The organism is Leptolyngbya sp. PL-A3 (assembly GCF_039962325.1).
Taxonomy (GTDB): Bacteria; Cyanobacteriota; Cyanobacteriia; order Elainellales; family Elainellaceae; genus Vacuolonema.
In genome coordinates, this window is sequence record NZ_JAMPLB010000006.1 from 113,419 (window position 1) to 135,641 (window position 22,223).

14 protein-coding genes are annotated in these 22,223 nt (G+C 50.1%); 7 read left to right on the forward strand and 7 right to left on the reverse strand.

The window, feature by feature from the left end:
* Window positions 1-9 precede the first annotated feature (9 nt).
* Window positions 10-1,248, forward strand: a complete 1,239-nt coding sequence (locus NDI52_RS07230) for an inner-membrane translocator (RefSeq protein WP_190775442.1) — start codon at window positions 10-12, stop codon at window positions 1,246-1,248.
* Window positions 1,249-1,371: 123 nt separating this feature from the next.
* Here the strand turns inward: NDI52_RS07230 and NDI52_RS07235 are convergent, their stop codons facing one another.
* The 4 genes from NDI52_RS07235 to NDI52_RS07250 form a co-directional block, all read right to left on the reverse strand.
* Window positions 1,372-3,453 (reverse strand): response regulator, encoded by a 2,082-nt coding sequence (locus NDI52_RS07235; RefSeq protein WP_190775441.1) that lies wholly within the window; start codon window positions 3,451-3,453, stop codon window positions 1,372-1,374.
* Between the two features lie 2 nt (window positions 3,454-3,455).
* Window positions 3,456-4,028 carry a chemotaxis protein CheB gene (locus NDI52_RS07240; protein WP_190775440.1) on the reverse strand — a complete coding sequence of 191 codons (573 nt, stop codon included), beginning with the start codon at window positions 4,026-4,028 and terminating at the stop codon, window positions 3,456-3,458.
* On the reverse strand, window positions 4,028-4,861 hold the full coding sequence (locus tag NDI52_RS07245) for a protein-glutamate O-methyltransferase CheR (RefSeq protein WP_190775439.1): 834 nt from the start codon (window positions 4,859-4,861) through the stop codon (window positions 4,028-4,030). The genes NDI52_RS07240 and NDI52_RS07245 overlap by 1 nt, the downstream gene beginning before the upstream one ends.
* A gap of 137 nt (window positions 4,862-4,998) precedes the next feature.
* Window positions 4,999-8,649 (reverse strand): response regulator, encoded by a 3,651-nt coding sequence (locus tag NDI52_RS07250; RefSeq protein WP_190775438.1) that lies wholly within the window; start codon window positions 8,647-8,649, stop codon window positions 4,999-5,001.
* A gap of 509 nt (window positions 8,650-9,158) precedes the next feature.
* Here NDI52_RS07250 and NDI52_RS07255 point away from each other — a divergent pair.
* Window positions 9,159-9,503, forward strand: coding sequence for a DMT family protein (locus NDI52_RS07255; RefSeq protein WP_190773422.1), 345 nt, complete (start codon window positions 9,159-9,161; stop codon window positions 9,501-9,503).
* 63 nt (window positions 9,504-9,566) lie between these two features.
* Here the strand turns inward: NDI52_RS07255 and NDI52_RS07260 are convergent, their stop codons facing one another.
* On the reverse strand, window positions 9,567-11,144 hold the full coding sequence (locus tag NDI52_RS07260) for a B12-binding domain-containing radical SAM protein (RefSeq protein WP_190773423.1): 1,578 nt from the start codon (window positions 11,142-11,144) through the stop codon (window positions 9,567-9,569).
* 576 nt (window positions 11,145-11,720) lie between these two features.
* Here NDI52_RS07260 and NDI52_RS07265 point away from each other — a divergent pair.
* The 5 genes from NDI52_RS07265 to NDI52_RS07285 all read left to right on the forward strand — a co-directional run bounded on the left by NDI52_RS07265 (window position 11,721) and on the right by NDI52_RS07285 (window position 18,699).
* A complete protein-coding gene (locus tag NDI52_RS07265) occupies window positions 11,721-12,266 on the forward strand; it encodes a tetratricopeptide repeat protein (RefSeq protein ID WP_190773424.1) in 546 nt (181 codons plus the stop codon).
* 375 nt (window positions 12,267-12,641) lie between these two features.
* A complete protein-coding gene (locus NDI52_RS07270) occupies window positions 12,642-13,223 on the forward strand; it encodes an NfeD family protein (RefSeq protein WP_199307867.1) in 582 nt (193 codons plus the stop codon).
* A 164-nt stretch (window positions 13,224-13,387) separates the two neighbouring features.
* Window positions 13,388-14,701, forward strand: coding sequence for an SPFH domain-containing protein (locus NDI52_RS07275; RefSeq protein ID WP_206754945.1), 1,314 nt, complete (start codon window positions 13,388-13,390; stop codon window positions 14,699-14,701).
* A gap of 102 nt (window positions 14,702-14,803) precedes the next feature.
* Window positions 14,804-16,084: an SPFH domain-containing protein gene (locus tag NDI52_RS07280; protein WP_190773427.1), complete on the forward strand. Its 1,281-nt coding sequence runs from the start codon at window positions 14,804-14,806 to the stop codon at window positions 16,082-16,084.
* 542 nt (window positions 16,085-16,626) lie between these two features.
* Window positions 16,627-18,699 (forward strand): cation:proton antiporter, encoded by a 2,073-nt coding sequence (locus NDI52_RS07285; protein WP_190773428.1) that lies wholly within the window; start codon window positions 16,627-16,629, stop codon window positions 18,697-18,699.
* 219 nt (window positions 18,700-18,918) lie between these two features.
* Here the strand turns inward: NDI52_RS07285 and murI are convergent, their stop codons facing one another.
* Both murI and NDI52_RS07295 read right to left on the reverse strand, forming a co-directional pair.
* Window positions 18,919-19,815, reverse strand: coding sequence for a glutamate racemase (gene murI / locus NDI52_RS07290; RefSeq protein ID WP_190773431.1), 897 nt, complete (start codon window positions 19,813-19,815; stop codon window positions 18,919-18,921).
* 57 nt (window positions 19,816-19,872) lie between these two features.
* Complete coding sequence (locus tag NDI52_RS07295) at window positions 19,873-21,693, reverse strand: N-acetylmuramoyl-L-alanine amidase (protein ID WP_190773429.1); 1,821 nt, start codon at window positions 21,691-21,693, stop codon at window positions 19,873-19,875.
* Window positions 21,694-22,223: the final 530 nt, after the last annotated feature.

Here is a 22,223-nt window from a genome sequence, read left to right on the forward strand (position 1 = left end):
AGTGAAGCAATGAAAAGTGTAGATCAGGAAACGACCCAGGCCCAAGGAGCCGTCGCTTCCCATAAACCACCTGAAGAGCCCAGCGGACGACGCACTTTTAGCCTGCGATCGCTGATGCGCGGCGATATGGGTTTTATTCCCGTATTGCTGACCCTGGCACTCATCACCATTTATTTCCAAGTGACGACAAGCGGTGTCTTTCTACAGGCCCGTAACCTGTCAAACCTGACGCAACAAATTGTTGTTATCAGCATTTTGAGTGTGGCAGCGGTATTGGTTTTGCTGTTAGGGGAAATTGACCTGAGTTTAGCCGCAGCAGCTCAAGCCTGCGCGGCCATTATGGCAGTGTTATCGGTCTATCAAAATGCAAACCCGTGGGTGGCAATTTTGGCGGCTCTGGGGGCAGGGGCACTGATTGGCTTGCTCAACGGTATTTTTATTGCTGTTTTGAGGGTGCCATCGTTTATTGTGACCCTGGCGGGTTCTATCGGCTATGCCGGATTTTTGCTGCTCGTGATGGGCGATCAGACAACGCTCATCGTGCGCGACCCGGTCATTCGTTCTCTGGCTCCCACTTACCTGAATGACGCGCTGGGCTGGGTGATTCCGCTGATTCTGGTGGCACTGTATGGGGCAGGCCTATGGTACGAGCGGCAGCGGCGAAAGTCTGCAGGTTTAGCGGTGCGGCCCACGCCTCAACTGGCTCTGCAAATTGGAGGGGCGCTGGCCATTACCCTGATTCTCGTAGCTCTGTTTAATTCCTATCAGGGCGTACCCCAGGCGGTGTTAATTTCTCTGGGCATCATCGTTGTCTTCTGGCTAATCCTGAAGAAGACCACCTTTGGTCGCCATCTCTATGCTGTGGGCGGTAATGCAGAAGCAGCGCGGCGTGCAGGCATCAATGTGGTACGGATGAAACTCACGGTTTTCGTGCTGGCCTCTACCCTGGCCGCTCTGGCCGGGATTATGCTAACGTCCCGTAGCACTGCTGTGGCAACGCAGGTCAGTTCAACGCTGTTGTTAAATGCGATCGCCGCTGCCGTGATTGGCGGGGTCAGTCTCTTCGGCGGGCGTGGCTCGGTGTGGGCGGTAGTGCTGGGTGCGCTGGTTATCGGCAGTCTCGATAATGGTCTTGACCTGCTCAACCAGGATCAGAGTGTGAAGAGCATGGTCCAGGGCGGTGTGCTACTACTGGCAGTAACGGCTGATGCGATCGTGCGTCGATCCGGTGTTCGGGTCGGAAAGTAGCTCGGTTGATGTAACAGGTCTGAGCCAGATTAACCATAAAAGAGGTGTGGGATGCAAAGCATCCCACACCTCTTTCTGTATAAACCGGCGCAACGATTCACGCAGGAAGCCTAATTTACAGAATTAATTGGTTGTTAACTGAAGAATGGTTCGGATCAAAACTTCGGGTTCGATGGGTTTGGGCAGATGACACTGGAACCCGGCCGCCAGGGCGTGGGCTTGATCCGAAACGCGAGCATGAGCTGTAATGGCGATCGCCGGAATGTGCGCCTCAGGGTCCGGTAATTGCGTTCTAATCTTCTCAATCAAAGCGTAGCCATCCATATCGGGCATACTGATGTCGCATAAGAAGATCGCTGGATGAATGGAGCCTATCCGTTCCAAAACTTCCACCGCAGAGGTTGCAGTCGTAACCACGGCTCCCTGGGATTCCAGAAGGAATGCTAAAAAATCGCGGTTATCGGCATCATCATCAGCTATCAGAATAGGCATACCCGTCAGAGTGTGGGTTTCATTCTGTGAGGAAGAATTTTCCTGCACAGAATGGGATGCCGGATGGGAAATGGATTGCAATAGAGGAAGGGCGACGGTAAAAGTTGCACCTCGATTTAAACCGGGACTTTCTGCCCACACAGACCCCTGATGTTGTTCCACCAAATAGCGAACGATCGCCAGTCCCAACCCTAAGCCACCCTCCGACCGGGTGGTACTGCTATCAGCTTGACGAAATCGATCAAAGATATGGGGCAAAAAGCCGACACTGATGCCAAGGCCAGTATCGACGACTCGAAGCTGCGCATAGGATTGGGCCATGGGCTGTTCCTGATGGAGTTGTGCTTCTGAGGAAGAGGTCACAATAGATAGATCAACGTCCACCCGCCCCTGAGTTGGCGTAAATTTGATGGCATTGGTCAGCAAATTCCAAATGACCTGTTGCAATCGCAAGGCATCTCCCATCACCTCTATGCGAGAGTAATCATGGAAGTGGGTTGTTAGGGCGATCGCCTTTGCGTCTGCTATAGGCCTAACGGTTTCCAGAGCGGCCTGAACGATGGTAATTAGATTTAAAGGCTGACGATTGAGCTGTAGTTTGCCACGGATGATTTGCGAAACATCCAGGATGTCTTCAATCAGTTTTGCTTGGGCGGTGGCGTTGCGTTCAATGGTATTGATAGCGTAATCCGTTTTCTGCGGATTCAGGTTGCCCGCTTGTAATAGACGTGACCAGCCCAAAATGGCATTGAGCGGAGTACGTAGTTCATGAGACAGGATGGCAATAAACTCATCCTTCATCTGGTTAGCTGTTTCTGCTTCCTGACGGGCCGCCTGTTCACGAATTACCTGGGCATTGGCAGCCTCGGCTTGCTTGCGCTCGGTAATGTCTTCAACGGTGCCAACATAACCCAAAAATTTTCCCTGCTCAGACACCATGCGAGCAGAGCGAACGGAAACCCAATGCATGGTCTCTCCATCCGCTTGAAACCGAAACTCCTGTGAATACTCTTGCCCTTCCTGTAGATAAGCCGTCCAGGTTGAGCAGGCCGTAGCCAAATCATCCGGGTGAACAGATGCTAACCAACTCTGGGAGGGAGTGGGTTCGGCAGAATGACAAATAGCTTGAAAGCGTGGATTAGTATAGATGCAATCGCCAGCAGTATCGGTCACAAACACCCCCACAGGGGAGCAGGTGCTGAGTAAGCGAAAACGTTCTTCGCTCATTTGGAGTTCGGCATTGATGGCTTCTAATTGATTGGCCTGCCGTTGCAGTGCTTCAGTCTGTTGTTGCAGAATCTCTGTTTTCTGCCGCAACGCTTCGGTCTTTTTGAACAGTTCAATAAAAATAGCAACTTTTGACAGCAGCACGTTGGGTGCAATGGGTTTGATCAAGTAGTCGACCGCACCCAGAGCATAGCCCTTAAACATAAATTGTTCACTGCTGCTAAAGGCTGTGAGAAAAATAATGGGGGTATCTCGCGATCGCTTACGGCTACGGATCAGAGTTGCCACCTCGAACCCATCCATCTGTGGCATTTGTACGTCTAGCAGAATGACAGCAAAGTCGTCATAAAGCAGACAGCGCAATGCCTCCTCCCCAGATGTTGACTTCACCAGATTAGCCCCCAGTTCACCCAAAATCGCTTCTAGCGCCACCAGGTTTTCTGGTTGGTCGTCGACAAGCAGGATGTTGACTGGATCGGTCTGCATGGTTAGCCTCGTGCCGATTCGCAAAGGTGAATTAAGTAAGGAGCAATTTGCGTGAGTGGTAGAACCTGGTCTACGTCTACCGCAGCGATCGCCGCACTGGGTAAAACTGGACTTTCTGCGGTATTTGGATCTTGCACAATCGTCTTACCACCTCGTGCCTTGAGGGCCGATAACCCCCGTACTCCATCCTGATTGGCTCCTGTCAAAATCACTCCAATAGCTCGCTCGGCATAGGCATCAGCTGCAGACTCCAACAGTACATCGATGGAAGGACGAGCATAGGAGACGGGCTCGTCGATGGATAAGGAAAAGTAACCAAATTCTACTAATAAATGATAATCTGCCGGGGCAAAATAAATATTCCCTGCCTGAATGCGTTCCTTATCTTCCACCTCATGCACTGGAAGTACCGTAAATTGTTGCAGAAAGGAACTCAATGCTTTGTCTGACTCTTTATGACGATGCTGAACAATCGCAACGGCAGCAGGAAAATCTCTCGAAAAACACCCTAGCAAAGTTTTTAAGGCCGATAATCCTCCTAAAGATGTACCAATTGCCACCAGCTCATATGCCACTAACTACGCCTCCTATAAAGCCGTTCAGCTTTCACTAAATCTTCATAGGCAGTTTCATATTTTGTGAAGCGAATGGTTTCTTGCTTACCTAAGCCCAGGATACCGAATTTACACAAGCTGTTATAAAAAAGTTCATGCACCTGATTTTGCAATAGTTGATTAAAATAAATCAGCACATTGCGGCAAATAATGACATTAAACTCATTGAAAGAGCCGTCTGTTACCAGATTGTGCTCACCAAAAACAATCCGTTCTCGCAGGGAAGGACGCAAAATCACATTGCCATAACTGGCCGTGTAATATTCTGAGAAGGTCCGCTTTCCTCCAGCTTTTAAGTATAGCTGGGTGTATTCCTGCATTTGCTTGTGAGGGTAGATGCCATTCCTTGCCGTTTGCAAAACTTTCTCATTGGCGTCGGTGGCATAAATCCGACAGCGATGATAAAGCTCCTCTTCTTGCAATAGGATTGCCATCGAATAAACTTCCTGCCCTGTAGAGCATCCTGCATGCCAAATGCGAATGAAGGGATAGGTGCGTAGTAATGGTACCACCTGGTGGCGGAAGGCAATGTAGAAACTCGGATCACGGAACATTGCCGTAGTATTAACCGTTAGCCCCAGGAGCAGGCGTTCAGCACAAGCGGGGTCGTGCAAAATCTGAGCTTGCAGAGCAGAGATGCCAGGTAACCCTTCAACCTTCAGAAAGTTATGAATTCGGCGCTTTAGAGAAGCCTGCGCATAATTGCGAAAATCATAACCATATCGACGATATAAGCCCTCTACCAGTAAGTGAACTTCAACATCTTCTGGTTTTAATCCCCCCGCCGGAACCATAAAATCAGTGAAAAGAGACAATCGAGATGAACAGTTTTTAGCCAAAGGCTAGTGAGAGTCATGTTCTATTGTCTCCCAATCACAGAGTTAAGATATATCTCAAAAAGTGGATTTTGCGCCAGAAAAGCTCGCATGGATTACTGATACAGCCATAGGCGCAGCAGCGTTAGGAGCTGTTCTGTATCGACGGGTTTTGTGATGTAGTCTGAAGCTCCCGCTTCAATGCACTTTTCGCGATCGCCCTGCATCGCTTTAGCGGTCAGAGCAATGATGGGAAGCGTTCGGAAGCGTTCTTGTTGCCGGATCAAGCGCGTGGTTTCGTATCCATCCAGTTCTGGCATCATCACATCCATCAAAACAATGCCCACATCGGGATTCGCCTGTAGCATTTCGATACCGGCTCTGCCATTCTCTGCAAACAGCACATCCATTTCGTACTGTTCCAGCAAGCTAGTCAGTGCAAAGATATTCCGTACATCATCATCTACGATGAGAACTTTTTTGCCTGTTAGAGCGGGGTCATTGTGCTGCAAGCGCTCTAATATTTGCTGTTGGCCAGGTTGAAGATGTGATTGCACTCGATGGAGGAACAATGCTGTTTCATCCAGTAATCGCTCTGGCGATCGCACATCTTTAATAATGATGGTTTCAGCCAGACGACGCAGTTGGGTTTCTTCAGCTTCGGTTAAATCTTTTCCGGTGTAAACAATAATGGGTAACCGGGCCAGTGCGGGTTCTTGTTTGATCCGTTCAATGAGATCAAAACCATTCATATCCGGTAGACCCAAATCGAGCACGATACAGTCACAGGGCTGAGAGCGTAGCAGTTCCAGCGCAGCAGCGCCTGTGTGAGCAGCCGTACTGGTAACATCGCCCCCACCAATCAGTTCAATAATGCTCTGGGCCTGTATCGGGTCATCTTCAATGACCAACAGATGCCGTACTCGACGTTCGACAAACTGCTTAATACCGATCAGGGTTTGGGTCAAGATTTCGGGTGAAACCGGCTTCTGGATATGGGCGATCGCCCCCATCTGAAATTCCTGCTGCTGCTGGTCATCCACCGTGAGAATATGCACAGGAATGTGACGTGTGGCTGGGTCTTGCTTCAACTGCTCCAATACGGTCAAGCCTTCGACATCCGGTAGATGCAGATCAAGAGTGATAGCATTGGGAACAAATTTTCTCGCCAGTTCCAACCCCGACTGTCCATGTAGGGCAATTAACACTTTGAATCCCTGCCGCCGCGCCATATCCAGCAAGATCCGTGCAAAGTTGGGATCATCCTCAATCACCAGTAAGACCCGGTCTGTTGGCTCTTGCCGCTGGAAAGAACTGGGTTGTAGCTTGGCTCGATCGTCCTCAAGCCCAGGGGGAAGAGTTGGAAGTGATAGCGGCGGAGCAGGTGCTACTGGAGAGAATTGTCTCGTTTCGGCAGAAATTGCTGGGCGATCGGCGATCGGTGCTTTCACATGAAGGACTTCAGCATCAGCCGACGGTGCAGTATATTGCTCCGGCAGGTAAAGTGTAAACGTGCTCCCCTGACCGGGCTGACTTCCCAACTCAAGGGAACCACCCAGCAATTGAGCCAGTTGCAGGCTGATAGACAATCCCAAACCAGTGCCACCGTATTTGCGGCTGGTCGTACCATCGGCCTGCTGAAAAGCACCAAAAATGGTTTGCTGCTTTTCGAGGGGAATGCCAATTCCCGTATCACTGACTGCGAAGCCTACTCGGCCCACCATAGCCTGGTAGATTCGCACCGTAACACTGCCCTGCTCGGTGAATTTAATCGCATTAGAAAGAAGGTTTTTCAGAATTTGCTGCAACCGTCTTGGATCCGTGGAGATGGTTGTTGGCAACGGTGCATCCAGCCTGACCTCAAACTGTAGCCCTCGGCTGGACGCCATCGGTTGGAATGTTCTTTCTAACTCGGCCTGAATGGCTGTGAGCGCGAGAGATTCAACCGAGACTTGCATCATTCCCGACTCAATTTTTGCCATATCGAGAATGTCATTGATCAACGATAACAGGTCAGTTCCAGCAGAATAAATCGTGCGACTATAATCAACCTGTTTATCTGTTAAATTGCCATCACTATTGTCACTCAGTAGCTTTGCCAGAATGAGCAGGCTGTTGAGGGGCGTTCGCAATTCATGGGACATATTAGCCAGAAATTCTGACTTGTATCGGGATGACTGCGACAGTTGACGGGCCTGTTCCTCCAGTTCCTGGCGGGCCTGTTCGATTTCATGGTTCTTCCGTTCAACCTGTTGCTTCTGAGTTTCGAGTAATTCAGCTTTTTCTTCCAGTTCCTCATTCAGCTGTTGCAGCTCTTCGTTGGATTGCTGCAACTCCTCCTGTTGTTGTTGCAGAACTAATTCCGATTCTTGTAAAGATTGAGTCCGTTCTTCTAACAGTTGATTGCTTTGCAGCAGTTCTTCCTGCTGGTGCCGCAGTTCATCGGTCAAAACCTGCGATTGCTCATACAATTTTTGGGTTTGGAGATAGGCGGCGATCGCATTGATCATCACGCCTGTCACATTACTGGTTTCCTCCAAAAACGTGAGTTGAAGTTCCTCAAACCGCTGGAAAGAGGACAGTTCTATGACACCCTTAATCTGTTTCTCGAACAGAATGGGAAGCACCACAATGTTAAGCGGCGGGGCTTCTCCTAAGCCAGAACGAATGCGAACGTAATCTCCTGGTACCTCTGTCAGCAAAATTCGCTGCTTCTCCAGGGCACATTGGCCGACCAGCCCTTCCCCCAGACGAAACTCATTTGCCAGATGCTTGCGTTCCTGGTAAGCATAGCTGCTTAACAGTTTTAAGCGAGGTGCCTCACCGGCCGAATCAAATAGGTAAAATACACCCTGTTGAGCACTGACGAGGGGTGCGACATAGGTCAAAACAATTTCAGCTAAGGCTTCCAGGTTACGCTGCCCCTGCAACCGCTGGGACAAATCGGCCAGGTTAGATTTTAGCCAGCGCTGATTTTCGTTTGACTGAATTGTTTCTCGCAGATTCACAACCATCTGATTGAAGGTGCGGGTTAAAACGCCTGTCTCATCTTGGGCAGCGCTGCGTGGGAGGGCGATCGCCAAATTACCATCAGCAATTTGTTCGGCTGTATCTGAAAGTTTCCGTAGGGGCCTGGAGATGTTGCGAGACAAACCCCAACCCACCAGCGACAACACAACAATAGATGCTGGAACGCCGTAAGCAATCGTGTTAACGGTCTGTTGGGCAGCCAGTTGTGCTTGAGTTGTTCGCTCTTGGAGCAAATTCTGCTCTTGTTGTCTCAGTTCTACAATGAGGGTGCGGATCTCTTGCATGAGTTGCCGCCCCTGATCGGTTAAAACAAATTCTTGCGCCGCCTCAAACCCAGCCATCTCTCGTAACCGAATGCCCTCTCGCATTCTGGCCAACCTTGCCTCAATGACGGGCTTTAGCGTTATCAGGCGGCTTTGAACGTCAGGATCATTTGTGGTTAGCTGGCGCAATGCCTCGTATTTGTTGTCGATCGCTTTTAAGGCATTATTGTAGGGTTCCAGATATCGGGGTTCCCCAGTAATGAGATAACCCCGTTGTCCTGTTTCAGCGTTTGCCAGTTCGGCTTCCAGTTCATTGAGATAGCCTAAAACCTGATAGGAGTCCTTCTCCTGTTGCGAGTTACGGATCAGATTGGTGGTAGTTCTATAAGAAACGACACCCAACGTGGTTAAAATTGCTATCCCCAGTGCAAATCCTGCACCAATCCGCGTCCCAATTTTGAACCGATTTACCATGAAACGTGCTCAGTCACCTGAGATCAGTATCTCACGGGAAAGGTGGAGACGTGTCACTCCTGTGGTTGGTTGGTGTAGAGTTGCCGTGAGAGCGATCGCATCAACAATAACAGCCTTAGGAGATTTCTGAGAAACAATATCCCCATTATTTGGAAAAAAGGCGCGGCTTCGCCGCGCCTTTTTTCCAAATAATGGGGATATTGTTTCTCAGAAATCTCCTTAATACACAGGCCTGTCTAACATTGCTGTAAACCAGGCACATCACTTATTTTTGGCACCCGTCCTTACCATCGATGGCGATCGCCCCCATTCACCGCCGATAGTAAGAGCGGGTTTGAATGAGCCTTTTAGTTGTGAGGTTGGGATAGGGGCAAAACCCCTTCCTACAGGTGGTTATAGCCATTCCATCCTGAAAGCCTTATCTGGTTTTTCACCTTCAGTTGACACCCAAGCCAGGTCTGCTATATCTAGGCTTGCAATTCCCTTAACCTAACGTCCAAAGGCATTCTATGTTGCGTCCCGTTATCCTCCTGTTTATCTCTAATGTATTCATGACATTTGCCTGGTATGGGCATTTGAAGGATCTCAGGAGCGCGCCGCTGTGGATTGCGATCGCCAGCAGTTGGGCGATCGCCTTTTTCGAATACTGTTTCCAGGTGCCTGCCAATCGATTGGGTAACCAATACTTCAGCTTGCCGCAACTCAAAGTAATGCAAGAAGTGATTACGATGATTGTCTTTGCCGGGTTTAGCGTCAGCTACATGAAAGTTCCAGTCACACGCAATTATTTCTTTGCGGCAATGTTGCTGGCTGGGGCAGCCTATTTGATCTTCAGCGAGAAGCCCCAATCATAATCATGACAAATCCCAAAAGACGACCTGCTGCACAATGTGCAGCAGGTCGTCTTTTTTTATTCGTTAACGACTGGCAGGTACTTCCACAGCCTCTACCTCTGGTTCAATCGGCTCGTAATTCGCCAATTGAGCCTCAATCTCCCGAAGTACAATTTGTCGATAATCGAGAAAATGCTCCAGGTGGGCACAGTTGGTCAGGTAGTATTCAAACGCACTGGGGTTTTGGCGCAGGATAGAGAATAGCTGCTGCCAGAACTGCCAGCGAGTGTTGCGCTTGAGCCCCTGTCGCCAGCAGATGAGGGCGATCGCCCGCAAATCTGCAAACTCTGGCAGGGGCACCTTTTTCTTACGCGATTCCACCTTCATGTTGATAAAGTGACGGTAGACCCGTGCCAGATAGCGATGGGGATCATAGAGTTCCCAAAAGCAACGGGCATATTCCTCAGCAATTTCTTCAACAGGTCGCGTGGGAACGAAGTTGATCAAGGTTGTTTGGTGAATGTTGGCTTCTTCTTTGTCACTCAACAATCGCCCTTCTTTTTGCAGTCGTTCCGACAGAGCTGTGTTAGGTAGCGCTTGCAGCATGCTGAAAAAAGCCTGGGGAATGGCAGTGGTTTCAACAAAATCGATGATGCGATCGCCCGCTCCCGATTTTTCCCCGTCAAAGCCAATGATGAACCCGGCCATCACCCGCAGACCTGCCTGATTAATAGTTTGAACTGCTTCCACTAATGGATTACGGGTATTTTGAAACTTTTGCGTCAGGGATAAACTGTCGGTATCAGGAGTTTCAATGCCCAGGAAAACGGCATTGAAATTAGCTGTCACCATCAAATCCAGTAATTCCTGATCTTGTGCCAGATCAACGGATGCCTCGGTAACAAAGGTGAAGGGGTAATCCCGTTCCTCCATCCAGGGAATTAATTCTTGCAGCAATAGCTTGACGTTCCGCTTGTTGCCGATGAAGTTGTCATCGACCACAAAGACCGATCGCCGCCAACCCAGGTCATACAAGGCTTGCAATTCTGCCAGCAATTGAGCTGGAGTTTTCGTGCGGGGCTTGCGGCCATACAGCACAATGATGTCGCAGAATTCGCACTGGTAGGGGCACCCGCGCGAAAACTGAACCGACATGTCACTGTAGGCATTCAGATCCAGCAGGTCAAAGCGAGGGATAGGGGTTGTCGTCACGTCGGGCTTTTCCCCATTGGATCGGAAAATGCCAGATGTTTCGCCGCGCTCCAAGGCTTCGACAAAGAGCGGCAAAGTAATTTCTCCTTCATCCAACACTAGAAAGTCGGCACCTGCTTCCTGGGCCACCTCGGGGACGGACGTGACGTAAGGCCCACCCACGGCAACGGGTTTCCGCTTCCGCTTGGCCAACTCAATCAGAAACACCATGTCCTCTTTCTGCACGATCATGCCGGAAATAATCACCAGATCGGCCCAGGACCAGTCAGCTCCGGTTTCATACTTCACATTGCGATCTACCAGACGAAATTCCCAGGATTGGGGCAGAATCGCGGCAACGGTCGTCAAACTCAACGGTGGTAAAGATACTTTCCGCCCGATTAGTTCCAGGGTTTTATCAAATGACCAGAAGGACTTAGGAAATAGAGGATACAGTAACAAAACGCGCATAGACCTAGCTCTGCCCTATAGACGGAGGTTAACCGTTGCTAATTTAAGAGAGTATTGGAGAAGGGTTAAGGACGGTTGATTTAGCTCGGCGCACCCTAAAATCACTTTTCAAGCAATCACTGATCTGAAATTGCCTTGTCAAGTGAGCATTATAACAGCCTTAACTGAACAGGATTTTGCTGTAGCGCCGCGTAATTCAGGCACTCGATTCTTGAGCTGGCAGAGTTTTATGGGAACCCTGGCAGTTCTGCCCCGTCTACAACTGTATTTGGTCCGCTAGAAATCTCAAATGTTTTTGCTGAAACCCTTAATTTTGCATACGCCTTCAAAGCTGTGGGAATCCTTCATACAGCGTTTTTCAAGCGCTTAAAACCTGGTTGTTTTTGTGAGAGCCGCGCTCCGCGCGGCTCTCACAAAAACAACTGTGTCTGACTCAAGCGCAAGGCGCTGTAGTTTGTGAGTAATAGAGTGGGCTTTGCTCATTCTATTACTCGCAAACTATTTCACAACTCAAATAGGAACGCTATATTCATTCAGAATACTGAGTTAATAAATTATCGTTTGGGATGATGTGAAATGTTCTTAGCAAATGCGGTATGTAGTGGTGTTTATAGTGTTGGTTGTTTGTTAGGGGTTGCACAACCAACGACCCCGCAACCCGATATTCAACTACAAACGACGTTATGGGTGAATAAATCTAATTCTCAAGTTCCGTGGAACCTGGCGCAGGTTGAGTTTGAATCGGCAGAATCTTATTTTGAAGAAGGGGTTTTATTCCATAGAGATGGCCAGTTTGAGCAGGCTATTCAGTCTTATCAGAATGCCACTCGTGTTGATCCAACATTTGATGATGCTTACATCAACTTAGGGCTGGCCTACATTCAAATCAATCAACTGGATGATGCCGTTAATGTATTTCATCAAGTTTTAGAGCTTCCTGAACGTGTAGAGGCACCCGCCAGCAACTACACACTTGCTCACTACAACCTGGCAATCATTTTTAGCCGACAGGGTAAAATGGATGAAGCCCTGGCAGAAGTTCAACAAGCGTTAGCCATTACACCCACTTTTGGGAGAGCTCAACAATTACAGCAGCAGCTTCAATCCCAGGAGCTTCGTTAACCTCAGTTTGGGTTAGGGGCGTTTTCGAGGCCGAGGCAACCATGACTGAGTTACAGCGCTTTTCAAGCATTTAAAATCTGGTTGTTTTTGTGAGAGCCGCGCGGAGCACTGCTCCCGCAAAAACAACTGTGGCTGATCCAAGCGCAAAGCGCTGTAAGAAACTTGCTGTCTAAATAAAACTTCAGAGAAGGGGGTGCGGGTGACGCTCGCACCCCCTTCTCTGAAGTTTTATTTCTTTATCTTGCGTTAACACTCATTTCAATTCCAGGCTTCCGTAAAAGTCGCTACTAAGATTGGAGTGATTAGGTAGGAATTTCAACCCAAATAGGGATGTTATATTGGATTTCTTTCGTATTAGGTGGCGCATTCGTTCTCATGGCCATCCTGGGGGGCCTTGATGGGGCCGATCTGGCAGATGGGCACTTTGAGTTCGAGGTTCCTACAGATGCTGATAGCGATCGCGACCTGGAATTCACTGATCCAGGCGATCGCCCCTCTCCATCTCTGTTTGCGCGAGCCCAGCGTAGCTCACCCCTGAGCCTGCTCACCAGCTTTAAGTTCTGGACGTTTGGCCTGTGCTTCTTTGGCCTTACCGGCTTGGTGTTGACCAACCTGGGGCTGAACCCTGGGGTAGTCGCGATCGTTGCTGTACTCATGGGGTTACTGTGCGGCTCCATGATGGCGTTGACCCTGCGAGCCCTACGACAACGCTATGCCAGCAGCCTGGTAGAAACCGCTGATTTGGCAGGGCTTGAAGGCACGGTGGAAGTGCCGTTTGATGCCAGTACCCGGGGCAAAGTGCGAGTACGGGTCAAAGGAAGTGTGGTGGACTATATCGCTTATACCAACGACCAGCAGCCACTGGAACGGGGCGATCGCATCCTGGTGATTGGCACTGAAAACAATCGCCTCTGGGTGATTCCAGCAGAGTCATCCGCACCGGATCTAAGCGCGTAATGTTGAGCCGCGCTGTTTGATACCTCTAGATTTTGCAATCCCTGACGCATCATTTCCCAACTCTATAACTTATGAATTTTCAATCTTATACCCTGGCTTCATCGAATACCCCGTCTTCCCAGGTGGAAGGCCTGAGTGACGTCACGCCCATTCAGGCGCAGCAGATGTCGCTGCCGGTTGGTCCCCTGGCTTTGACGGTGCTGGGTGCGTTTTTCCTGGCCTGGTTCATCCAGAACTTCATGAAAATCTGCAACCCCAACGAAATTCTCATTCTGTCAGGCCGCAAACATCGCACGGAAAGTGGGGAAGAGGTAGGCTATCGCGTCATCTTTGGAGGGCGTGTAATAGCCATTCCCATTCTGGAGACGGTGCGCAAGATGGATTTGACGACGATGCCCGTACCTGTGGAGGTGCGGAATGCTTACTCGAAGGGGGGCATTCCGTTGCAGATTCAAGCGATCGCCAATGTCAAAGTTTCCGGTGATCCAGCCGTTGTGGGTAATGCTATTGAGCGTTTTTTGGAGCGCGATCGCTCTGAGATCATCCGTGTAGCGCGGGAAACGTTGGAAGGAAACTTGCGGGGTATCGTGGCAACCCTCACCCCGGAGCAGGTAAATGAAGATCGGTTGCAATTTGCCGAGCAGATTGCCGAAGACGTGGCCCGCGATTTAACCAAGCTGGGCTTGCAATTGGATACCTTAAAAATCCAAAGTGTGGCCGATGATGTAGATTATCTGCGTTCTATCGGGCGCAAACGGATTTCACAAATTATTCGAGATGCTGAAATTGCTGAGGCAGAGGCCATGAGTCAGGCCGACCGTAAGGAAGCGGAGTGTATGCAGCAAGCAGAAGTTGCCAAATCTCAGGCATTGGCAGTGACGCAACAGCGAGCCAATGAGCTGCGCAAGATTAAAGCTGAACTGGAGCAACAGGCCAAATCCGAGGAGGAGCGCACCGTTGCGGCTGCCAAGGAAGCGCGTGCTCGGGCGGAGCAAAAGCTGCAAACTGTCCGGGCTGAGTTAGAACGGTTGCGATTGGAAGCCGATCAGGTCTTACCTGCTGAGGCAGAGCGGGAAGCTAAAACCTTTGAGGCAAAAGGCTCTGCTGCGGCTCTGGCGGAAAATGCTAAGGCGGCTGCGCTGGTGAACGAAATGCTGTCAGATGTATGGCACAGGACGGGTGTGGACGCGTCGGAGTTATTCCTGATTCAGCAAATCGAAATGGTGTTGAAGGAAGCCGCGAAAGTGCCCAACCGACTGCACATGCAACACGTGAATGTAATTGATAGTGGCGATGGCCGAGCGCTAGCCAGTCTGATCAATGGCTACCCAGAGATGGTGCAGCGCTTCCTTGACCAGGTAGAGAAAACCCTTGGTATTAATGTGAGTTTGAACTTGCAGCGCGATCGCTACAACGGTAACGGCAATGGCAAATCCTCAGAAGCTGTGGAAGTGAGCGCCATCCGCACCAAATCCTAATGGCTCTGCATTTTCAATGGTTGATTGAGGACGTGCTTCTGCCGCCCAAAATCAATCCCTCAATCATTTTCTAAACAATATTTCCACTTCAAGGAGACCCTCATGGAGGCAATTTTTGCCCTGCTGATGATCCTCGGTGCTGGCACAGGAGCCGGTGCCCTGGTCATCCGCAATTTGTATTACATCTGTCAGCCTAACGAGGTGCTAATTTTTGCAGGCCCAACTCGCCGCCTTTCCGATGATCGGCGTGTCGGTTATCGCCTGGTAAAGGGGGGCAGTAGCGTTCGGATTCCCCTCCTGGAACGGGCGCTGAAGATGGATTTGAGCAACATGATCATCGACCTGAAAGTTTCCAATGCTTACTGTAAGGGGGGCATTCCTCTGACAGTGGAGGGGGTTGCCAACATCAAAATTGCCGGGGAGGAGCCCGCCATTCATAACGCCATCGAGCGGCTATTGGGCAAGACCCGCCAGGAAATTGAACAGATGGCGAAGGAAACTCTAGAGGGCAACTTGCGGGGAGTACTGGCTAGCCTGACACCCGAGCAGGTGAACGAAGACAAGATGGCCTTTGCCCGCAGCTTACTGGATGAGGCTGAGGATGATCTGGTGAAGCTGGGTCTGGTACTGGACACCCTGAAAATTCAGAACATTTCTGATGATGTACGCTATTTGAATTCCATTGGGCGCAAACAACAGGCCGATCTACAACGAGATGCCCGCATTGCGGAAGCAACTGCTAAGGCGGAATCCGCAATTCAAACGGCTGAAAACCAGAAGATCACGTCTCTAAGCCAACTGGAACGTGACATGGGGATTGCCCGCGCCGAGGCCGAACGCCGCATCACGGATGCGCTCACCAAGCGTGACGCAGTAATTGCCGAGGCTGAAGCCGAAATCGCAGCCGAACTGGCCCGTATTCAAGCAGAAGTGCCCGTGCAGCAGGAGCGGATCAAGCAGGTGGAGCAACAGCTTCAGGCAGATGTCATCGCCCCGGCAGAGGCAGATTGTAAGCAGGCTATCGCCCGTGCCCAGGGGGAAGCCGCTCGTATCATTGAGGATGGTAAGGCCCGTGTCGAAGGTAGCTTGCGTCTGGCCGAATCCTGGAAATCCGCTGGAGACAATGCCCGTGATATTTTCTTGCTACAGCGATTGGAACCCCTGCTGCAAATTCTCACGGATGCCATTCCTGAAGTGCATGTGGAAAATGTCACGGTTGTGGATGGCAAAAATGGCACCTCAGCGACCAAAATTGCGTCATTTGTTGAACAACTCCGTCAAACGACCGGCATTGACTTGAGTACGGCAGTGCAGAATTTGACAGAGGGGCGATCGCTTAATACCCTTGACCTGCCGGGACTGACAGACGGCAAGGAAAGTTAAATTGCGAGGGTGGGAGCAAGCTTGTATTGGGTCCCACAAGAATTTTCATCGGCAGACACTCTTTAAGTGGAAGAGGCGTAGCGCTATGCGCTACGCCTCTTCCACTTAAGCCTTTGAAGGCAAAAGTAGAGTAATTTTTCAGAAAGATGCAAGAGAAATGAAATTAATTTGTAACTTAAGTGGGCGTAATTGAATATAAAATCCCAAAAAGCTAGGCTGCTTACAAAGTGGATAGCACAGCTTTTGGAATTTTATATTCAATTGAGTTGGTATTTTCAGGTCTTGCACCAGAGCCCGGAAGTCCTATTTTTCGTACGTTTTGCGCACAAAAAATAGGACTTTCGGGATTTGATTTTAGAAAGGGTTGAGCGATCGCCCTCCATGCCAGGAAATCTACCCTTGGATTGGTTTATTGAAGTTATCTCCAGAACTATGATGAATGTCGCTATTTTTATCTGAGTAGTTTTATTTCACTGGTCACAAATTACGACTGTTGCTTATTAGGCAGAGTTTATCCTTCACTCCTGGGCTGATTAACTTCTATGGAAACGCTCTCATTTCAAGAGCCAATCGTCACCTTTGTTTTGCTACTGGCCGTTATTTTAATATTGCCTCCCATCTTCGAACGCATGCGACTTCCGGGGCTGGTAGGTCTTCTGCTGGCCGGGGTTGTTTTGGGTTCAAGTGGCTTTAACCTGCTCAGCAAAGAGTCCGAAACGATGGGGTTGCTCTCAGACATTGGGAAGATTTACCTGATGTTTGTGGCGGGTTTAGAAATTGATTTATCGCAATTTCAACGCACTAAAAACCGTTCTTTGGGCTTTGGCTTTTCCACCTTCATCTTTCCATTCATCGCGGGAACGCTAATTGGTTTGGCATTCAATTCTGGTTGGTTAGCCTCCATCTTAATTGGGTCTTTGCTAGCGTCCCATACCCTATTGGCATACCCGATTGTGCGACGCCTAGGGGTAGTGAATAACGAAGCCGTTACGGTAACCATTGGAGCCACAATCTTTACAGATATATCGGCTCTACTAGTTCTGGCAATTTGTGTCGGAATTAGTAAAGGAGACTTTACCCTGACCCGATTGCTCTTTTTATTAGGTTCCCTGGCCGTCTATACCGTGGCAACGGTTTTTGGTCTCGATCGCCTGGGCAAACAATTCTTCCGCAAGTCCAGAGATGACCAGGGAAATCAATTTCTATTTGTTCTGCTGGCTGTCTTTCTAGCTTCGGTATGCGCTCAGCTTATTGGAGTTGAGCCAATTGTCGGGGCCTTCTTAGCAGGTCTATCGGTGAATGGGGTTTTGGGAGATAGCCCCGTCAAAGAAAAGGTCGAGTTTATTGGTTCTGTGCTCTTTATCCCTATGTTCTTTGTGGGGATGGGATTGTTACTCGATGTAGGAGCATTCTTTGAAAGCCTCAGTTCCATCGGCCTTTCACTCACCATTGTATTAGGGTTGATTGTCAGCAAGTTTATAGCGGCCTTTGCTGTTAAACCGTTGTATCACTACAACTGGCATCAAACCCTAACAATGTGGTCCCTCTCTATGCCCCAGGTAGCCGCAACTTTGGCGGCGGCTCAAGTCGGTTATGAGCACGAAATTATCAAGGAAACCGTGTTCAACAGCGTTGTCTTGATGATGTTGATCACATCAATTCTAGGGCCACTGATTACATCGCGTTCGGCTCCACAGTTGGTGGAGAGCAGCAATCGCTTCACTCCTCCTACGGCCCCTTCCTCTGCTCTAGAACACACCTTATCTCCCGAAACTTATACAGCGGTTGTCCCCGTTAACAACCCCAAAAACGAACGGTTTCTTTTAGAAATTGCGACCTTACTAGCCCGCCACGAAGGGGGACGCATTGTTCCCTTATCCATTGCCTTATCTCAATCCCGAATGGATTCTCCTTTATTGGATCAGTCGATCGAACGCAGTAAGAAACTGCTGGCAGAAGCCAACGAAGCGAGCCGCGAGTTGGGAATTGAGACGGAGCCAGTACTGCGCATTACCTCTGATATTGCTGCGGGTATTTGTGAGGCAGCGCGTGAACAGGATGCCAGTGTCATTGTGTTGGGGATGAGCGAATATATTGGCATTCGCTCTCGCCTTTTTGGCAACATTACCGACAAGGTTCTGTGGGCAGCGCACTGTCGTGTTGCGATTATCCGCTTGCTGGAATCTCCCTTTGCCATGCAACGGGTTCTTGTTCCCGTTGAAGACTTTAATACGTCCATTTTGAGACCGGTTCGTATTGCCCAAATTATTGCCTCTGAAACTGGGGCAAAGGTAACGCTACTGCACATTCACGATCGCTCCTTCTCCCCCACCCGTAAGAACTGGGTACGAGAACAACTTGCTACCTTGCGTTCCCAATACTTTCCTAATGATGCAGAGGTAGAAATTAAAGTGGAGGATTCTGATCGCATCTCCACAGGCATTCTTCGCGAAGCAAGTACCCATGATTTGGTGGTGCTGCGATCGCACCGTCGCCGTGTTGGAGCTGATGGCCTTGCAATGAGTGATGAAACGACACCGTTGCTGCAACGGATCAAGTGTTCAATCATCCTTGTAGGAGAAACACACGGAGCGTCTGCTACACCCCTTTGGTAAAAGAAGCGTGTTCTCACTGAGCGCGCTTTAAAGCTGATTGAAAGGGTTATTTTTTCGTGCACAAAGCGCACGAAAAAATAACCCTATGTGAATCAATGAACAACCTGGCCGTTCAACAATTCGCACAGGAAGTCTATTAAATATTAGAACCCTGGTATTTCTGAAAACACCAGGGTTCTCGTTTTTTTCCATACTGACGAAATGGCCTAAACGTAACATTTAGAGGGGCTCTGGAATCTCTAATGCTAAACCAGCAACACTCACTTGCTCAACCACAGGAACTTGCCCAAGCCATTGTTCTGAAATCTGGGCAAACGTAGTGGGTTGGCCGCTCACATAGAAGCGGCTTTGTTGGGTCAAGGAGGGGATCGCCTTCCCCTCGCCGGATGTATTCCTGCGCAGTCCCAGAGCATCTAACTCGCGCTCTGCGGCCTTCACCACCGAAACTGCTGGATCTACCAGACGCACTGTGGGTGGCAGAATCTTTTTCAACACAGGGGCCAGATGGGGATAGTGGGTGCAACCGTAGATTAGCGTATCAATGCCCTGCTCCAGGAGAGGAGCAAGGTAGCGCCGGGCCACTTGTTCTGTGTAAGGGTCGTGGATGCGATTCTGCTCAATCAATGGAACAAATTCAGGGCATCCTACCTGCCATACCTGAGCCGTTGAATCAATTTCTTCGATGGCGCGACAGTAGGCATTGCTGGCCGCAGTAGCAGGAGTTGCAATGACGCCAATGCGCTTTCCGGTCTGCACAGCGGCTTGAGCTCCCGGCAAAATTACCCCCAACACCGGCATGGGAAACTCGGGCTGTACCGCCTCCAGCACCAGGGCTGAACTGGTATTACAGGCCATAATGACCATTTTGACGCCCTGACTCTGCATCCAGGTCAGAATTTCCCTCACAAATTGCAGAATTTCGGCTTCGCTACGGGTGCCATAAGGCACCCGGGCGGTGTCTCCAAAATACACCGTAGACTCGTGAGGTAACTGACGGTAGACCTCACGCAGCACGGTCAGACCGCCGACGCCACTGTCAAATAGCCCAATCGGGGCGTGGGTGGCGTCAGGGCGGGGAGAGAGAGCAGAATAGGGCGAAGCAGAGACGCTGGACAGGTTAGGACGATACGAGTTCGGGTTCGGGCGATCAATCACGGGCACACCACACTAGGATTAGTAGTTTTGTGATAAATATTGCAGGATTCCTCGTGCAATGGCTACCGACATTTGCGATCGCCAGTCTGAATCTGCCAAAAGAGGTGCATCATGTGCCCCAGTCACAAAACCGATTTCTAACAACACTGCTGGCATCGACGTGTTGCGGATCACGTAGAACCGAGCAGATTTCAGCCCCCGGTCATTAAACCCTGAGAACTGAATCATGCTGTCATGGATAACTCGTCCCAGCCGCGCTCCTTCGGGGGAAGCATAGAAGGTTTCGATGCCATTCACTTCAGGGCGAGACAGGCTGATGGAGTTAGCATGGATGCTGACAAAGATGTTGGCATTAGAATTTTCAGCAATTTGTACACGGGGTTCCAGGTCAATGTCTGTATCTCCCTGCCGGGTCATCACAACCCGTACACCTTGCTGTTCTAATATTTGAGCCACTTTCAGCCCCACATCCAGCACGACGTCTTCTTCTTCGAGGCCACCCCTTCCCACAGCACCAGGGTCATACCCCCCATGCCCCGGATCAAGTACCACCGTCAGGCCGCTACGGACTTCCGGCAAACCTCCGGCAGAAGGAGGATTCGGACGACTGGGCGTGTTTTGGCGCTGCAACTCCAGGGCGAGCAACTGTTGAGACACCAGATTAGCTTCACCAATCTGGACATTAGCAGCCGGTTCAACCTGAATCACAACCGATTGGTCGGTCTCCTGCCGTAGGCGCACCCGACGCAGAGGGCTATTCCGGTCTAACTGCGGATCGGGGATGCTGTCGGCCAGACGAGCCGACGGAATGATGATGTTGAAGGCTCCAGTGGAGCGATCGCGCTCCGTCCGATACCTAAACGGTTGATTGGTGCGAATCAACAACCGTTGACCGCTACGATCCAACTCTACCGATTCAACCTGGGTAACTTGGGTTTGGGTCGGAGGCTGGGTGGGTGGACGAGTAGGCGGCGAGGGTTGAGTCGGAGGTTGGGTCGATGGGGGTGTTGTCGCGACAGGAGTACGGCTAGTGACAACGCGATCGCCCGACAATCGGTTCCGAATCAGTGTAATGCCATTGGGTGCAACACTGGCAACCCAGTTGATATCCTCATCCTCTAAGTTGAGGGTAATACGCGCGCGATCGCGCCGTCGTTGATTCAGTTCAATGCTCTCGACGCCGCTGCTATTAACCTGCAGGGTGCGATCATCTAAATTTGAGGCCAGGCGGGCATCTCGCAGGTCAATACGCAGTTCGTCGCGATCGCGGTTCCGATCCAGACTGACTCGAGGGGTGCCCCCCGTGGTGCGAATAAAGAACCCATCTGTCACCGTCTGAATATCCTGGATCTGAGCCACCCCTGAGCTTCCCGGTGGCGTGTTTTCAGAAGGTGTCGGGGAGGGACGAGGGTTACTGGGAGGCTGCGTTGGGTTTTGGCTCAGTTGAGGTGTCGGTAACTGAATTGACCACTCTGTAGGGGTCGCCCCCCGAATCACAATTTGCTCGGGATTGAGGGTGTAACCAGGGCTCAGTTCAACGACGATCCGAGTGGTACTGGCATCAAACTGCCCCACTCGTACTTCTCGAACGGCACCACTAACAGATTGCCTCAGGGTCGATTGCCCGAGTTGAATACCAGGCAGGTCAATGACTAATCGGGTTGGGTCTGCGATTAATTGAGCTCTGGGCTGGACGCCCTCATCGGTCACGAGTACGAGCCGATTCTGGTTGGAATCAAATCGCCAGTTCTGCAACGTCCCGGCGTAGGCTGCACTCGTTGAAACTAACAGGGAACCTACAACGCCCACAACACTGGGCACAATCCACTTAAAATTCACAACAAACCTCATCCAAAGTCGATTCGGAAGTCGTTGGGTAGACTCACGTTACGGTCATTCATATTGTTCGTACAGCCTTTCCCAAAATCGGTACAAATTTCGAGATTGAAATCTTGATACCAACTTTTATCTAGATGCAAGAAGGAATTGTTGAGCGAATAATAAAACATGAGTCACTCCCGAAAAAAGACATTCCAGGAATTTTTCTCTACAGCCTTTTGGACGTAGAGACAAACTTAGAAGTTTCAGCCCCCCTGAGTTCTCTTAATTACCAAACCTCCACGCAGTATATAGCAGTCTTCAACGATTCCGTCGGTAAATTTTGGTCATTGCAAAATCGTGGCATTGACAAGGGATAAGTGTTTATTTCTCTAAGAGAGGGCTACTGCGAGGAATTCCTCTTATCTCAAATGGACGGACTTTCGATTTTTGCAAGCTGAAGCTCCTTTAAAGCCTATCCGAGAACCCATTTGGCAAGAGGCTGGGTGCGTACACCCCACCTTCCTCAAATGGGTTCTCGGCCTCAAACC

Bases quoted from the DNA above. Each gene is read 5' to 3' on its own strand.
- NDI52_RS07260 (WP_190773423.1), bottom strand. From the start codon at position 11,144: ATGCGCGTTTTGTTACTGTATCCTCTATTTCCTAAGTCCTTCTGGTCA.
- NDI52_RS07265 (WP_190773424.1), top strand. From the start codon at position 11,721: ATGTTCTTAGCAAATGCGGTATGTAGTGGTGTTTATAGTGTTGGTTGT.
- NDI52_RS07270 (WP_199307867.1), top strand. From the start codon at position 12,642: ATGGCCATCCTGGGGGGCCTTGATGGGGCCGATCTGGCAGATGGGCAC.
- NDI52_RS07285 (WP_190773428.1), top strand. From the start codon at position 16,627: ATGGAAACGCTCTCATTTCAAGAGCCAATCGTCACCTTTGTTTTGCTA.
- NDI52_RS07275 (WP_206754945.1), top strand. From the start codon at position 13,388: ATGTCGCTGCCGGTTGGTCCCCTGGCTTTGACGGTGCTGGGTGCGTTT.
- NDI52_RS07235 (WP_190775441.1), bottom strand. From the start codon at position 3,453: ATGCAGACCGATCCAGTCAACATCCTGCTTGTCGACGACCAACCAGAA.
- NDI52_RS07230 (WP_190775442.1), top strand. From the start codon at position 10: ATGAAAAGTGTAGATCAGGAAACGACCCAGGCCCAAGGAGCCGTCGCT.
- NDI52_RS07250 (WP_190775438.1), bottom strand. From the start codon at position 8,649: ATGGTAAATCGGTTCAAAATTGGGACGCGGATTGGTGCAGGATTTGCA.
- NDI52_RS07280 (WP_190773427.1), top strand. From the start codon at position 14,804: ATGGAGGCAATTTTTGCCCTGCTGATGATCCTCGGTGCTGGCACAGGA.
- NDI52_RS07245 (WP_190775439.1), bottom strand. From the start codon at position 4,861: ATGGTTCCGGCGGGGGGATTAAAACCAGAAGATGTTGAAGTTCACTTA.
- NDI52_RS07255 (WP_190773422.1), top strand. From the start codon at position 9,159: ATGTTGCGTCCCGTTATCCTCCTGTTTATCTCTAATGTATTCATGACA.